Raw genomic sequence first — 13,223 nt, forward strand, 5'->3', positions numbered from 1 at the left:
GAGCACCCCGTCATTCAACTCTGAACTACCTGTCACCAGGAGATGAACATGCTGTCCACGCAAACGCCCGACACCCGCGCTGCCTCACCGTCGCTGGCCCCCTCCTCCCCGATGGAAGCGGGACGCCAGCGCCAGGGCCGGCTCTGGTCGAACCTGAAGGAGGTGTGCGACCTGCTGCATATCTCCAGCGCCTGCACCATCGCCGCTGACGAACTGCTGTTCCAGCACGTGCAATTCAAGACGGGCCAGCGCGTGCACACCATCGGCCAACCGTTCGACACCCTGTACATCGTCAATTCGGGCTTCCTGAAAACCGTGCTCATCGATGAATTCGGCAATGAGCAGGTACTCAGCTTCCCCATGAAGGGCGACATGCTGGGCGTCGACGGGATCCACTCGCGCCATTACTCCTCGGAAGCGGTGGCCCTGTCCGACTGCGACCTGATCCTGCTGCCGTTCAAGAAGCTGACGGCGCTGGGCAGGGTGCACCTGGAACTGGAAAACGTCATGTATGGCGTGATGAGCCGCGAACTCGTGCGCGAGCAAGCCATGATCGGCATGCTGGGCGCCCTCAGCGCCGAAGCCCGCGTGGCGCGCTTCCTCGTCTCGCTGGCCGACCGCTTCGCGCAGATGGGCTATTCGAGCAAGCTGTTCAACCTGCGCATGACGCGCCATGAAATCGGCAGCTACCTGGGCCTGACCCTGGAAACGGTCAGCCGCACCTTGTCCGCATTCAATGAAATTGGCCTCATCACGGTTGACCAGCGCACCATCGGCATCAAGGATCCGGACGCCCTGAAAACCCTGCGCCGCCTGCCGCCGTCGCGCTCGCGCGCCAAGCAGCTGGCCGCCGCCAAACTCAAGGCCGATACCACCGCGGCCGCCACCGCCTCGGCGCAATTGCTGGCCACCATTTAGCGCCATCCCGATTTCTTCAAGCTTGGCACAGGCTTGGCCCGGCCAAGGCGCGCAACGCCTTGCCGGGTCTTTTTTGCGGCCACTCCCCTTCCGCGCCGCGCCAGCGGCCACCTTTGCGCAGCAGCATCTTCCACGCTGCCATCTCACCGCAAAAAAGCGCGGATTCCACACAAATAAGCCTTGCTTTTCGGGCCACATTCAACAATAATGCAAATACGAATCATTCTCAACTGAGATAAAGAAAGCCCAACATGCAAAGCTCAAAACCAGCCTTGATCCAGGATGCCGCTACCGCCCACGTCCGTCCTCCCGTCAGCATGGCCCAGCCGGCGCGCCGCATCACCAGCGAAGCGCTGCTGCAGCAGGGTCGCGAAGTGGAGATTGAGCACAGCGGCAAGATCTATCGCCTGCGCGTCACCCAGTTGAACAAGCTGATCCTGACTGCCTGAAGCAGCACGGCAGCCAGTCACCACACTCGCCAGCCAGTCGCGCTCCGTGCGCGCAGCCAGCCAAACCACCGCACAGGAGTGTTTGATGGCGAACGACCGACCTTCCACGATGTTTCCTTCCCCGCAAGGCCAACAGCCTGAATTGCTGCTGTCGGCCGTGCTGCATCTGATGTCGCACTACCATGCGGGCAGTCCCTGCGAGAAACTGGCCGGTGTCATCGAACGCCATCTGCAAGTGCTGTCGAATTCGCCCGGCCTGGGCCCCGTGCTGCAAGCGACGTGCCAGCAACTGTCGCAGCAGTGGGCCGCCCTGGTGGCGCTGCACCGGCCCGCGCCGCCGAAGACCACATTGCTCGATCGCCTGGCACACATGCTGAGCGCCAAGCGCCCTGCCTCGCCCCTGCCGCAATAATTTCTCTTCAACACTGCCACCGCCCAACAGGATACCGCCATGTGTGACAAAGACCAGTCCTTGCCCGTCATCAGCAATTGTTCCAGCGACGGAGCCGAAACGGCCGCGCTCGCTTCGCGCCGCCGCCGGCTGTGGGAACTGTCGCATACCTGCCATTGTCCTCTGGTCGGCGTGGGCTTGCCATTGGGCTACCTGCGCAAGCTGGTGGGCAAGATGACGGGCGGGCGCGTGCTGGCAGACGACTACGAAGTGCACGTGGGCGCCGTGACGGAATGCGGCGCGCGCAACCGCCTGTCCGAAGCGCTGCAAAAGGAACTCGAACGCCGCTACGCTCCCGTGATCCTGCGCTTTCGCGGCGCCAAGACCACGGAGCAGGTAGCGCAACTGTGGCGCACGGCCGTCGCCAACGGCGACGTGTCGGGCGCCTTCTGGGCTGGCCTGACGCACCCGCGCTGCGATGCCGAGCTGGAAGAGCAGATGTGCAGAGACTTGCACATGATCCAGCACCAGGCCGGCGCCTGCGTGCGCGCCGACATGGGCAAATTTACGGCCTTGCAGGAAGAAAATGTACGCCTGGCGCACGAACTGGCCAAGCTGCAACAGCGCAGCCAGGCCGCACTGATGGAAAAAACGGGCGAGCTGGAGCGCCAGGAAGCCGTGCTGCTGCGCACGCGTGCCGAGGCCATCGGCAAGGATAGCGTGATCGATGGCTTGCGCGCGGAACTGGCGCAATTGCAGGCCGCCATCCCGGCGCTGGAATCGCGCACGCGCCTGGTCGAACGCCTGGCGCAAATGGATGAGCGCGAAAAGGAATTGCGCCAGCAAATCGCGGAATTGAAACAGGCCCAGCCACGCCCGGCCGCTGCCGCGCCGCCACCGGCTGCCAAGCTGGAAGTGCCGACCGGCGGCAAGCTGAAAATGCCGATCCGCCTGGTCGACCAAAGCGTCCTGTGCGTGGGCGGGCGCAGCGGCAATGTCGCCACCTACCGCGCCCTGATCGAGCGGGTCGGCGCGCAATTCGCCCACCACGACGGCGGCCTGGAAGACAATGCCAACCTGCTCGATTCGAGCCTGGCGGCGGCCGACCTGGTGATTTGCCAGACGGGCTGCATCAGCCACAGCGCCTACTGGCGCGTCAAGGATTATTGCAAGCGCACGGGCAAGCGCTGCGTCTTCATCGACAACCCCAGCATTTCCAGCCTGGCACGGGGCTTGCAGGAAGTCAGTGGCGAGATGGAACCAGCCGCACTGGACGCCTCCGACTAAAACCTAGGCCTGCAACTCGCGCGCGATAGCTTCGCGCAAGAGCGCATCATCGACCGTGGTGTCGGGCGAGAAACGCCCCACCACCTTGCCGTCCTTGCTGATCAAGAACTTCTCGAAATTCCACAGCACGTCGCTGGGCTGCTCCTGCGTGATGCCGTAACCGGCCAGCTTGGCGCGGAAATCGCTGCCCGGCTTTTCCTGCGCCCGCGGCTGCTCTTGCACCAGGCGCTGGTACAGCGGATGCTGGCCCGGACCCTTGACGACGATTTTCTCAAACATGGGAAATTGCACGCCAAACGTGCCACGGCAAAAGTCCGCGATCTCGGCATTGGTGCCCGGCTCCTGCGCACCGAATTCATTGGCGGGAAAACCGGCCACCACCAGGCCCTCGGCCTGCTTGTCGGCGTAGAGTTTTTCCAGTCCTTCGTACTGCGGCGTCAAGCCGCAGGCGGAGGCCACATTGACCACCAGCACGACCTTGCCGCGATAAGCGTCCAGGCTGGTGGGTTCGCCATTGATGCGGCGCAAGGGAATGTCGTAAAATGCTGTCGCTCATGATGTGTCTCCTCGGATGAAACAATCATGATAGCCGTGTGTGCGCGAACGCGCTGGCGGCGTCAAAAACTCAATACACGTCGCGCCGGTAGCGCCCTTCGGCCGCCAGCGCGTCGAGCGCGGGCCGGCCCAGCATTTCCTGCAGGGCCTGGTCGACGCCGCCCGCCATGCCAGCCAGGCTGCCGCAAACGTAGATGGCGGCACCCTGCTCCAGCCACAGTTTCACCTCGTCGGCATTGCCGCGCAGGCGGTCCTGCACGTAGGTCCGCTCCGCCTGGTCGCGCGAAAACGCCAGATCCAGGCGCGGCAAGTCGCCGCTGGCGTGCCACTGTTCAATTTCATCGCGATAATGGAAATCGTGGGCCAGGTTGCGCTCGCCAAAGATCAGCCAGTTGCGCCGCTGCCCCGCCATCACGCGGCTCTTCAGGTGGCCGCGCAAGCCGGCGATGCCGCTGCCGTTGCCGATCAGAATTAATGGCCGCCGGGCATTGTCTTCCAGGCGGAAGCGTTTGTGCTGGCGCAGGCGCAACTGCACCACGTCGCCGACCTTGGCCTGCGCCGTGAGCCAGCCCGAGGCCAGGCCCAGGCTGCCATCGGGATGCGCATGCTGGCGCACCAGCAAGTGCACGCTGCCATCATGCGGAATCGAAGCGATCGAGTATTCGCGCGGCTGCGACGGGTCGGCCGGGGCGGTCACCTGCACCAGGTCGCCCGATTGCCAGTCAGGCAAGCTGCCCGCCACCGGCGCCAGTTCCACGTGGTAGATGGCGCCGCCGGCGCTGCCAGGGTTGAGGTGACGCCGCTGCGTCAAACGCCAGTCGCCGAAGGCGGGCGCGCTCCAGTCGGGCGCGTCGCTGGTGCCGGCCAGGTGGCTCAGGTGCTGGAACCATTGCTCGATGGCGGCGCTGGCACTGCGGTCGACTTCGATGCGCTCGAACAGGCGCAACCCGCCCTGCGCCGCCAGCCAGGCATCGAGCGCGCGGCCGAAGCCGCAATAATGGCCATAGCTGCGGTCGCCCAGGGCCAGCACGGCGTAATGCAATTGCGGCAGCGCCAGCTCGCCCGTCATCAGGCGGCCCATGAAGGCGGCCGCATTGTCAGGAGCGTCGCCTTCGCCATACGTGCTGACCAAAAACAGGGCCCGCTCGGCTTGTTGCAGATCAATGGCCGTGACGTCGGCCAGCGCACACAGGCGCACGGGGATGCCGGCCAGTTGCAGGCTCTGCGCCGTTTGCGTGGCCAGCTCTTCCGCATTGCCCGTCTGGCTCGCATACGTCACCAGCCAGGCGGGACTGTTGGCCAGCGCCGCCCTGGCGGCGTCGGACGCGCGGCGCTTGGCGCGCGCGCGCAGCCAGGGCGCCAGGCACACGCCCGCATAACTGAGGGACAGGGCCGCCAGCAAGGCCAGCCGCGTCGTATCGTGCGTAAAAATCATGGAATCAATCGTTCATTCGTCGAGCATGGCCAGCATGTGGCTGCTCAGCGTTTCGTGGTAGCCCTCGCCGTCGCGCTGCAGGAAGCGCGCAGCCAGGCCCTGCTCTTCGGCCAGCGCCATGCCGGCTTCCGGCCCCAGCACGGTCAGGGCCGTCGACCAGGCATCGGCCGCCATGCATTCGGCATGCACGACGGTGACGGAAGCGAGTTGGTTGGCGATCGGCATGCCGCTGCGCGGATCGATGGTGTGTGAGAAGCGAACTGTGCCGTCCTGGAAGAAACGCCGGTAGTCGCCCGAGGTCGCCACGGACAAGCCGTGCAGCGCCAGCAGCATTTCCGCAGGATGCTGTGCATTATCGGCACTATCGGCGGCGCCATCGACCTGTTCCAGCATGACCCACCACGGCTGGCCATCGGGCTTGCTGCCGGCGCCGCGCAGCTCGCCGCCCACTTCCACCAGGTAATGGTGGATGCCCTGGCTTTCCAGGTAGCGGGCCAGGCGGTCCACGCCATAGCCCTTGGCCACGGCGGACAAATCGAGCTGCAAGCCGCCCGGCTGGCGCGCGCGGCGGGCTGGCAAGTCAAGTTCCAGGCGGCGGCGCTGGCGCTGCGCCAGCAGCAGCGCCACGGTATCGTCTTTCGGCGGCAGGAAGCCAGGCTCGTCATAACGGTTGCGGGGGCCGAAGCCCCACAGGTTGACGAGCGCGCCCGCACACGGGTCGTACGCGCCGCCGGACGCTTGCGACACGTGCATGGCAAAGCCCAGCACCTCGCAAAACGCGGCGGGCAGGCTGTGCCAGCTGCCAGGCTCGGCCCGGTTGAAGCGGCCCAGGTCGGACTCGTCGCTCCAGTGGCTCATTTGCGCCACCACCAGGTCCAGCTGCTGCTGCAAGCCCTGCTGCAAGTCGGCGCTGCCCGCGCGTCCCGGCATGGCGGACTCGAGCAGGCGCACCGACCAGCTGGTGCCCATGCTCAGGCCGTGCAAGTCCCGGATCGCGGCGCCGGGCGGCGCGACCTGATCGGAAATATGCTGCGGCAGCAGGACCCGGCGCATCGGCGCTCTCGTGACGATGCCGCCGCTTACTGCGGCAACACTTCCACGGTGGCCGCGTACGTCATGCGGCGCTCGGGCATGGCTGGCGGCTGGCCGGCCACGGCCGGTGCGGCCGCAGGCCAAGTGCTGCTCAGGTAGTACATGCCGGCCGCCGGGACCGTAAACGTGATTTCGCCCTTGGCATCCGTGCTCTGGCGGATTTCACCGAGCACGCCACGGTAGCGCACGCCGCCTGGCACCAGGCTGAAGGCCTGGTTCGCCGCCGGCTTGCCGTCGACCAGGAAGCGCCACGTGGCTTTCTCGCCCGCGCGCAAGTCGTTCGGGTGCGTCACCGGCACGAATTCCAGGCCCACGCCTGTCGGCTTGAACACTTCCGTGCTGGTTTCGCCATTGCTGAAGAAGGTTTCCAGGCGCGCTGCCGTGCGCGTGATTTTCAGTTCTTGCGCATCGGCCGGCACTTCCTTCTTGAACGTTTCCTCGTTGCCACGGAAACGCTTCTGCTCGCCATTGAGCTTGTAGCTGCCCATCACGTTTTGCGACACGATGGCCGCTTTATACGTGCCAGGCTTTTCCATTTTCACATCGAAGACGCTGCGCAAACGGCCCGTGACCGTGTTCGCCGGCGTGACTTTGGCGCCGTCCGGACCGGTGACTTGCAGCGCGTCCAGGCGCAGCGGCTGGTGGTCGATCTCGAACAGGCCGTCGGAGACGGCTGCGTCCACCGTCACCCAGGCGTCCTTGCTTTCCACCATCGTGCTCGATGGCACCATCCAGCCGCGGTGGGCGTGGGCGTTCATGGCCAGGCCGGCCAGGGCCAGGGCGATCAGGGATTGGTTGAATCGATTGAACATGATGTGCGCCTTATGGTTTGAGTTGGACGACGACATTGCCGAGTTCTTCCTTGCCTTTGGCAGGCACGGACTGGGCCGACTTCAGCGGCCACTGGAACGGTACGCGCACCAGCTCGCGTCCACCCGCTTCACGCGCCGCTTCCACCACCACCTGGTATTCGCCGGCCGGCAGCTTGTCGAGCAAGGCCTTGGCACCGGGGAAAGTCAGGGTATGTTCGCCCGGCGCACGCGTGGCGCCGCTGACGCCGTCAACGGGCATGGCCAGGTCGCGGCCACTCTTGCGCCACCATTGACGCATGTCCTTCAGCCATTTTTCGCCGGCCTTGTCCTTCTTTTTCACGTCATACAGCACCGTCAGATTGCCGACGACCTTTTGATCGGCCGTTTCCAGCCATGCCGCCACGTAGGGACGGTGGTACTCCGCCACGTTCAGTTGCGGGATTTCAATCTTGAGGGCCAGGTCGGCCGCCATCGCCGAAGTGCCGATCAGGGGAAGGCCAAGCGCCAGGGAGTAGCGTAATTTCATGGTGTGCCTGTAAAAAGGAAAAATAAAAACGATCAGTGAATAAACAGCAAGGCGATCGCGCAAGGTATCAAGATACCGAGACCAACCATCGGCCAGGTAAATGGCCGGTTGGCCGCGTGGAACTTCAAAATCAATAGCCCCGTCAGGCAAAACACGATGCAGGCGCCGGCAAAGATGTCGATGAACCAGCTCCAGGCCACGCCCGTGTTGCGGCCCTTGTGGACATCGTTGAGCCAGGATACCCAGCCCCGGTCCGTCAATTCATATTCGGCGGCCCCGTCTTCCAGGCCGATGCGCACCCAGGCATCGCCGCCCGCCTTGGGCAGCGGCAGATACACTTCGTCGAGCGACCATTCGGCGGGACGGCCGCCCGCATTGAGCGACCATTGCTGCTTGAGCCAGTCTTCGGCGGCGGCCGGCATGGGCGCATTGGCGCCATCATGCTTGGCGGCATACGCGGCCAGTTCCGTGACGAGGGGTGCCGGCAACGCCGCCTTCTGGCGCGTGATCGCCGGCTTGGATTCGATCTGGCCAGCGTGGTTCAGGGTGATGCCGGTGATGGCGAACAAAAACATGCCCAGCAGGCAAAGCGCTGAGCTGATCCAGTGCCATTGATGCAAGTTCTTCAGCCAGACGGCGCGGCTGGCGTTGTTCTTGGCCTTGTCTGCGGCGCCCGCATTACCCATAGCCCGCTCCCGGCAAGGAGCGTGCCAGGTGGCGCGACAAGTCAGTGTGCTTCATTCCCATCCTTCAATCAAAGTTCATGCCGACATTTTCAAACAAATGATAATGATTATCATTTATTAAGTCAATACATGGGGCGCCCCGCCGGGCCAGCGTTTTGTAACAGCTTTGAAACATGCACAACACGACAGGGCCATGCGCGCCGCTACGTAAGCTGCCGTACAGAGCCGCGAGCCATGCCCGCCTATGCTGTTGTTCAGGACAATCAAACAGGAGCACAATATGCAAGCGTATTCCAGCGAACAACTGGCCAGCATCGCGGCCAAGATCAAGGATGTCAAATTCGGCATGCTGACCACCAGCGACGACATGCGCACCCTCACCAGCCGGCCGCTGACGCAGCAGCAGGTCGACAAGGAAGGGCAAATCTGGTTCTTTGTCTCGGATGAGGCCGCCTACACGCGCGACTTGCTGAACAATCCACAAGTCAATGTCAGCTTTGTCGACACGGGCGACAGCCTGTATGTATCCGTCTGCGGCCACGCGCAGCTGTTGAAGGACCGCGCCAAGGCGGAGGAATTGTGGAACCCTCTGGTCAAAGCCTGGTTCCCGGGCGGACTCGACGATCCGAAGCTGTCGCTGATCAAGGTGACGATCCAGTCGGCAGAATACTGGGATAGCAGCGCCAGCAAGATGATGCAATTCTATGAAATGGCCAAGGCCGCCATTACGGGCGAGCCGCCGAAGGACTTGGGCGAACACGGCAGGGTCGATCTGTAGCCGAGTCGCCAATGTTACCCGCGCCGGCAAGCAGCCGGCGTTACTCCCCGTATGGAGGAATGGCCAGCCGGCGTGCGCGAACACGTCCAACGGCTGGCCCTGCGGGGATTACCAGACAGTCAAGAAGGGAAGCTCAGACGCCGGTACTGCCCGTGGTATCCGGCCCATCGTCGGCACTCTGCCTGCTTTGCCCGGCGGAACCGGACTGGTGATGGGGCAAGCGGTCGGCGCGCCGCACTTCGCCGATGGAAAACAGATCGTCGCCGATATCGAGACCTTGCTCGCTATCGACCAGCACAAAGTTTTCAGCCGAGTCGGCCGTGCTTTGCTTGCTGCCCGCCGTGGATGGCGTGCCGCCCTGGCTATTGCCCGGTTGCGGCGTATTCGAGTTGCCCATTATCTTCTCCCTGATCATCGATGCGGTTGACTGCGAGGTGATTGCCAGGTGATCGCACATTGCCGGCGCAGCTCATTCATCATAGTCCATGCCTGCTGCATTGCATCAAAATTTTGCGGCTGCCGGACAGATGCGGCCATGGCCAGCGGCGTGCCTGCCTGCCGCTGGCCATGATCACTTGCTACTGCTCATGACTACTACTTGCACTACTGCTTGTTGCGCGAGCCCGAGCTCGATCCCGAACCGCCGCTTTGCTTGTTGCCACTGTCGCGGTTGCCCTCCTGGTTCATGCTGGCATTGTCGCGCGAGCCGCTGGAACTGGCTGCGCTTTGCCGGCTGGCATCGTTCTTGTGACTTTGGCTGCCTGCGCGGCGGGCCTCTTCCGAGGTGAATTCATGCGCCGTGCCTTTTTCATGCGCGGCACGCCCCCCTTCGCTGGCGATTTCGCGCTGCTGGGCGGGGTCCATGGAAGCGAAGCCCCGTTTGCTGGTATCGCTTTGCTTGTTGCCGCCGCTGCTACTGCTACTGGTTTTACTACCTTGCTGTTTATTGTCGCTCGATGTGGCCATGATGATCTCCTTGATCGATGGAATCAGAAACAGTGCAAACCATGCAATTCTTCCCCCTCGCATGGCAAGGGAACAGTCATCTTAGTGCGCACATGGGGCACAAGAAATAGGAGGATGGCAAGAGCGTATGTAGGATGTGTCCCGCCTACGGTAACGCAGTTACTTTCAGTTTTCCACCAAAAGTACCAGACACTCAGCAGTTAGCGGGTAGTGCGAAAATCGCCGCGTCGGCCGTCACGTAGACGCGCTCGCCAGCGGCTGGCCGCACCGCATGGCCGCCCGTGAATGCGCCAAACGAGGGCAGGATGGCGCGATGCTGGCCCAGCAGGAAACACGGCAGGCGCAAGCCGCCCCTTTCAGCGCGCAAGTGAAACACGGGATGCACGTGGCCAGCCAGCACATAACCGGGCGCGGCGGTGTCCGGATGATGGCAGAACGACAGATTGCCCACCTGATGCGGCTCATCGACCATGCTGATCCCCAGCGCGGCGGCCGGGTCGCCCGCATGCGCATCGTGGTTGCCGCGCACCACCGTCAGTCGCACGTCCGGATGGCGCGCGCGCCAGGCCTGCAGGGCGGCCACGGTGGCGGCCCCGTGCGCGGCGCGCGCGTGCAAAAAATCGCCGAGAAAGACGATTTCCTCGCAAGCGTAACTGGCCAGCAAGGCGTCGAGCGCCAGCAGGTTTTGCGTGGTGGTGCCGCGCGGCACGGGCACGCCCAGCGCGCGAAACGCGGCCGCCTTGCCGAAATGGATGTCGGCGATGACCAGCATCCTGCGCGCGGGCCAATACACGGCCTTGTGCGCCAGCAGCCACAGAATCTCGCCGGCCAGTTCCACCACGCAGTGCGCTTGCTGCGGGCCGCTCATGCGGCCGCCTTTTCCAGCGCGCTGACCAGGCGCGCCACCCGGTCCGACAGCTTTTCCGTCGTCAGCTGTTCGCGGAAGCGCTCGACCATCAGGCCGAAGGCAAACGGCGATGCCCGCTCCAGCGCTTGCAGGGAAATCTGCCGGCCATGCAGCTCGCGCAAGGTGGCGCGCAAGCGCGTCAATTCCAGTTCCTGTTCCAGCACTTCGCGCTGCGCCTGCGTGAGCAGCAAATTGGCCGCGTCGTGCTTGCGGAACACTTCAAAGAAGAGCGAGGAAGACGCCTGCAGCTGGCGCGCGCTTTTCGGCTGGCCCGGATAGCCCTGGAACACGAGGCCGGCGATGCGGGCGATTTCGCGGAAGCGCCGCTGCGACAATTCCGTCGCGTTCAGGCTGGCCAGCACGTCTTCCAGCAGATTGTCCGTGCTGAACAGGGCAATATCGGCGCCGCTGGCGGCCGTCAACAGCGGCGCATAATCGATGTCGTCCGCGCCCAGCAATTCAAAGCCGTAGTCGTTGACGGCAATCGACAAGGTCGCCGGCTGCACGCGCGCGATGCGGTACGCCAGCAGCGACGCCAGGCCCAGGTGCACCGAGCGGCCCGCAAACGGATACACGAACAGGTGATGGCCTTCGCGGCTGGACAAGGTTTCAAGCAAGAGGCTGGAGCGCGTGGGCAGGCTCGACCATGCCTGCTGGATGGCCAGCAGCGGCGCCAGCGCGCGCATTTCCGGCCCGCTGGCCTTCCCTTCTTGCGCCAGCTGCAACTGGTCCAGCACGGCATGCGCGAGTTCCGACGACAGCGGCATCTTGCCGCCCTGCCAGCGCGGCACGGCGCCGCGGCTGCCTGTTGCGCGCCGCACGTAGGCCGTCATCTCGTGCACGCGCACGAATTCCAGGATGCGCCCGCCAAACAAAAAGTGGTCGCCCTGCTTCAGGCGCGCGATGAACGATTCCTCGATGCTGCCGATGCGCGCGCCACCGAGAAACTTGACCTGGATCGCCGCCTCCGACACGATGGTGCCGATGCTCATGCGGTGGCGCCGCGCCAGGGCCACGTCCGGCACGCGGTACACGCCCTCATCGTCCGGCAGCACTCGCCGGTATTCCGGATACACGGTCAGGCTTTGCCCGCCGCGCGCAACGAAGTCGAGCGCCCATTGCCACTCGTCCAGGGTCAGGTGGCGATACGACCAGGCGGCGCGCACTTCCTCATACAATTGAGCCGACTGGAAGCCGCCACCCAGGGCGATCGTCACCAGGTGCTGCACCAGCACGTCGAGCGGCTTGTCCGGCACTGGCCGCGCTTCCAGGTGGCCCTGCGCCAGGGCAGCACGGGCAGCGGCCGCTTCCAGCAATTCCAGGCTGTTGGTGGGTACCAAGGTGACGCGCGAGATGCGTCCCGGCGCGTGGCCGCTGCGCCCGGCCCGCTGTACCAGGCGCGCGATGCCCTTCGCGCTGCCCACCTGCAAGACCCGCTCGACGGGCAGAAAATCGACGCCCAGGTCCAGGCTGGACGTGCACACGACGGCTTTCAGTTCGCCCGTTTTCAGGTGCTGTTCGACCCACTCGCGCACTTCACGGTCCAGCGAACCGTGGTGCAGGGCAATCAGTCCCGCCCAGTCGGGCCGCGCATCGAGCAAATGCTGGTACCACAGCTCGGCCTGCGAACGCGTGTTGGTGAATACCAGGGTGGTGGCGCTGCCCTCGATCTCGGCGATCAGGGGCTGCAGCATCTGGATGCCCAGGTGGCCGCCCCAGGGAAAGCGCGTGGGGTTGACGGGGATCAGGCTGTCGACGAGGATGCACTTTTTAATTTTACCTTCCACCAGCACGCCGGCGTTTTCCTCGCCCAGCAAGACGTCCTGCGCCTGCTGCAAGTTGCCCAGGGTAGCCGACAGGCCCCACGTCATCAGGTTTTCCTGCCAGCGGCGCAAACGGGCCAGGGCCAGCTGCACCTGCACGCCGCGCTTGCTGCCCATCAATTCGTGCCACTCGTCGACGATCACGGTTTCCAGCAGGCTGAAACGTTCCCGGGCGTCCGTCTGGCTCAGCATCAGGGACAGGCTTTCCGGCGTCGTGACGAGCACCTCGGGCCAGGCCTTCGCCTGCCGCGCCCGCTGCGCCGCGCTCGTGTCGCCCGTGCGCGCCTCGATGCGCCAGCCGGGAGCGAGCTCCGCACCCGAGGCTTGCAGCGCGCGCACGGTGTCGGCGGCCAGTGCCCGCATGGGCGTGATCCACAGCACGCGCAAGCCCTGCTTTCTCCCCTTGCGCGCCAGCCGCTCGGCGCGCAGCAAGGCGCCGAACCACACGGCATACGTCTTGCCGGAACCCGTGCTCGCATGCAGCAGGCCGGAACGGCCCTGCGCGCCAGCACGCCAGACGGCGCGCTGGAACGGAAACACCGTCCAGCCGCGCGTGACAAACCACGCATCGATGCGCTGCGCCAGCGTGCTCATCGCT

The 13,223-nt window shown here is 64.5% G+C and carries 15 protein-coding genes; 5 read left to right on the top strand and 10 right to left on the bottom strand.

Features of this window, described 5'->3' with window-relative positions:
- Window positions 1-111 precede the first annotated feature (111 nt).
- The 4 genes from JAB1_RS17300 to JAB1_RS17315 all read left to right on the top strand — a co-directional run bounded on the left by JAB1_RS17300 (window position 112) and on the right by JAB1_RS17315 (window position 3,045).
- Window positions 112-918 carry a helix-turn-helix domain-containing protein gene (locus JAB1_RS17300; RefSeq protein WP_034783488.1) on the top strand — a complete coding sequence of 269 codons (807 nt, stop codon included), beginning with the start codon at window positions 112-114 and terminating at the stop codon, window positions 916-918.
- A gap of 251 nt (window positions 919-1,169) precedes the next feature.
- The gene (locus JAB1_RS17305) at window positions 1,170-1,367 is read left to right on the top strand and encodes a hemin uptake protein HemP (protein ID WP_034750559.1); all 198 of its coding nucleotides are present in this window, start codon (window positions 1,170-1,172) and stop codon (window positions 1,365-1,367) included.
- Window positions 1,368-1,452: 85 nt separating this feature from the next.
- Window positions 1,453-1,779 carry a hypothetical protein gene (locus JAB1_RS17310; RefSeq protein ID WP_070281130.1) on the top strand — a complete coding sequence of 109 codons (327 nt, stop codon included), beginning with the start codon at window positions 1,453-1,455 and terminating at the stop codon, window positions 1,777-1,779.
- A 39-nt stretch (window positions 1,780-1,818) separates the two neighbouring features.
- Window positions 1,819-3,045, top strand: coding sequence for a DUF2325 domain-containing protein (locus JAB1_RS17315; RefSeq protein ID WP_083299804.1), 1,227 nt, complete (start codon window positions 1,819-1,821; stop codon window positions 3,043-3,045).
- A gap of 3 nt (window positions 3,046-3,048) precedes the next feature.
- Here JAB1_RS17315 and JAB1_RS17320 read toward each other — a convergent pair whose 3' ends face one another.
- From JAB1_RS17320 to JAB1_RS17345, 6 genes are all read right to left on the bottom strand, one after another.
- Complete coding sequence (locus tag JAB1_RS17320; RefSeq protein WP_070281133.1) at window positions 3,049-3,579, bottom strand: glutathione peroxidase; 531 nt, start codon at window positions 3,577-3,579, stop codon at window positions 3,049-3,051.
- 91 nt (window positions 3,580-3,670) lie between these two features.
- Entirely contained in the window at window positions 3,671-5,035 is a 1,365-nt protein-coding gene (locus JAB1_RS17325; protein WP_070281135.1) for a sulfite reductase subunit alpha, read from the bottom strand.
- 12 nt (window positions 5,036-5,047) lie between these two features.
- Window positions 5,048-6,088, bottom strand: a complete 1,041-nt coding sequence (locus tag JAB1_RS17330; RefSeq protein ID WP_070281138.1) for an FAD:protein FMN transferase — start codon at window positions 6,086-6,088, stop codon at window positions 5,048-5,050.
- Window positions 6,089-6,114: 26 nt separating this feature from the next.
- On the bottom strand, window positions 6,115-6,939 hold the full coding sequence (locus JAB1_RS17335) for a DUF4198 domain-containing protein (RefSeq protein ID WP_034783418.1): 825 nt from the start codon (window positions 6,937-6,939) through the stop codon (window positions 6,115-6,117).
- 10 nt (window positions 6,940-6,949) lie between these two features.
- Complete coding sequence (locus tag JAB1_RS17340) at window positions 6,950-7,465, bottom strand: DUF2271 domain-containing protein (RefSeq protein WP_034783417.1); 516 nt, start codon at window positions 7,463-7,465, stop codon at window positions 6,950-6,952.
- A 32-nt stretch (window positions 7,466-7,497) separates the two neighbouring features.
- Window positions 7,498-8,151, bottom strand: coding sequence for a PepSY-associated TM helix domain-containing protein (locus tag JAB1_RS17345; protein ID WP_070281139.1), 654 nt, complete (start codon window positions 8,149-8,151; stop codon window positions 7,498-7,500).
- Window positions 8,152-8,431: 280 nt separating this feature from the next.
- Between JAB1_RS17345 and JAB1_RS17350 the strand changes: the two genes are divergently transcribed.
- The gene (locus JAB1_RS17350; protein ID WP_070260468.1) at window positions 8,432-8,929 is read left to right on the top strand and encodes a pyridoxamine 5'-phosphate oxidase family protein; all 498 of its coding nucleotides are present in this window, start codon (window positions 8,432-8,434) and stop codon (window positions 8,927-8,929) included.
- 133 nt (window positions 8,930-9,062) lie between these two features.
- On the opposite strand, the gene JAB1_RS17355 is transcribed toward JAB1_RS17350, so the two are convergent.
- The 4 genes from JAB1_RS17355 to JAB1_RS17370 form a co-directional block, all read right to left on the bottom strand.
- On the bottom strand, window positions 9,063-9,326 hold the full coding sequence (locus JAB1_RS17355; protein WP_034783412.1) for a hypothetical protein: 264 nt from the start codon (window positions 9,324-9,326) through the stop codon (window positions 9,063-9,065).
- Between the two features lie 206 nt (window positions 9,327-9,532).
- Window positions 9,533-9,895 (bottom strand): KGG domain-containing protein, encoded by a 363-nt coding sequence (locus tag JAB1_RS17360; RefSeq protein ID WP_070281141.1) that lies wholly within the window; start codon window positions 9,893-9,895, stop codon window positions 9,533-9,535.
- Between the two features lie 193 nt (window positions 9,896-10,088).
- Entirely contained in the window at window positions 10,089-10,763 is a 675-nt protein-coding gene (gene pdeM, locus JAB1_RS17365; RefSeq protein WP_070281143.1) for a ligase-associated DNA damage response endonuclease PdeM, read from the bottom strand.
- Complete coding sequence (locus JAB1_RS17370; RefSeq protein ID WP_070281145.1) at window positions 10,760-13,219, bottom strand: ligase-associated DNA damage response DEXH box helicase; 2,460 nt, start codon at window positions 13,217-13,219, stop codon at window positions 10,760-10,762. The genes pdeM and JAB1_RS17370 overlap by 4 nt, the downstream gene beginning before the upstream one ends.
- Between the last annotated feature and the right edge of the window lie 4 nt (window positions 13,220-13,223).

It is taken from the genome of Janthinobacterium sp. MP5059B (assembly GCF_001758645.1).
Lineage (GTDB): Bacteria > Pseudomonadota > Gammaproteobacteria > Burkholderiales > Burkholderiaceae_D > Janthinobacterium > Janthinobacterium lividum.

Coding starts and splice junctions, on each gene's coding strand:
- JAB1_RS17340 (WP_034783417.1), bottom strand. CDS start 7,465: ATGAAATTACGCTACTCCCTGGCGCTTGGCCTTCCCCTGATCGGCACT.
- pdeM (WP_070281143.1), bottom strand. CDS start 10,763: ATGAGCGGCCCGCAGCAAGCGCACTGCGTGGTGGAACTGGCCGGCGAG.
- JAB1_RS17350 (WP_070260468.1), top strand. CDS start 8,432: ATGCAAGCGTATTCCAGCGAACAACTGGCCAGCATCGCGGCCAAGATC.
- JAB1_RS17330 (WP_070281138.1), bottom strand. CDS start 6,088: ATGCGCCGGGTCCTGCTGCCGCAGCATATTTCCGATCAGGTCGCGCCG.
- JAB1_RS17315 (WP_083299804.1), top strand. CDS start 1,819: ATGTGTGACAAAGACCAGTCCTTGCCCGTCATCAGCAATTGTTCCAGC.
- JAB1_RS17310 (WP_070281130.1), top strand. CDS start 1,453: ATGGCGAACGACCGACCTTCCACGATGTTTCCTTCCCCGCAAGGCCAA.
- JAB1_RS17325 (WP_070281135.1), bottom strand. CDS start 5,035: ATGATTTTTACGCACGATACGACGCGGCTGGCCTTGCTGGCGGCCCTG.
- JAB1_RS17355 (WP_034783412.1), bottom strand. CDS start 9,326: ATGGGCAACTCGAATACGCCGCAACCGGGCAATAGCCAGGGCGGCACG.
- JAB1_RS17305 (WP_034750559.1), top strand. CDS start 1,170: ATGCAAAGCTCAAAACCAGCCTTGATCCAGGATGCCGCTACCGCCCAC.
- JAB1_RS17360 (WP_070281141.1), bottom strand. CDS start 9,895: ATGGCCACATCGAGCGACAATAAACAGCAAGGTAGTAAAACCAGTAGC.
- JAB1_RS17335 (WP_034783418.1), bottom strand. CDS start 6,939: ATGTTCAATCGATTCAACCAATCCCTGATCGCCCTGGCCCTGGCCGGC.
- JAB1_RS17300 (WP_034783488.1), top strand. CDS start 112: ATGGAAGCGGGACGCCAGCGCCAGGGCCGGCTCTGGTCGAACCTGAAG.
- JAB1_RS17345 (WP_070281139.1), bottom strand. CDS start 8,151: ATGGGTAATGCGGGCGCCGCAGACAAGGCCAAGAACAACGCCAGCCGC.
- JAB1_RS17370 (WP_070281145.1), bottom strand. CDS start 13,219: ATGAGCACGCTGGCGCAGCGCATCGATGCGTGGTTTGTCACGCGCGGC.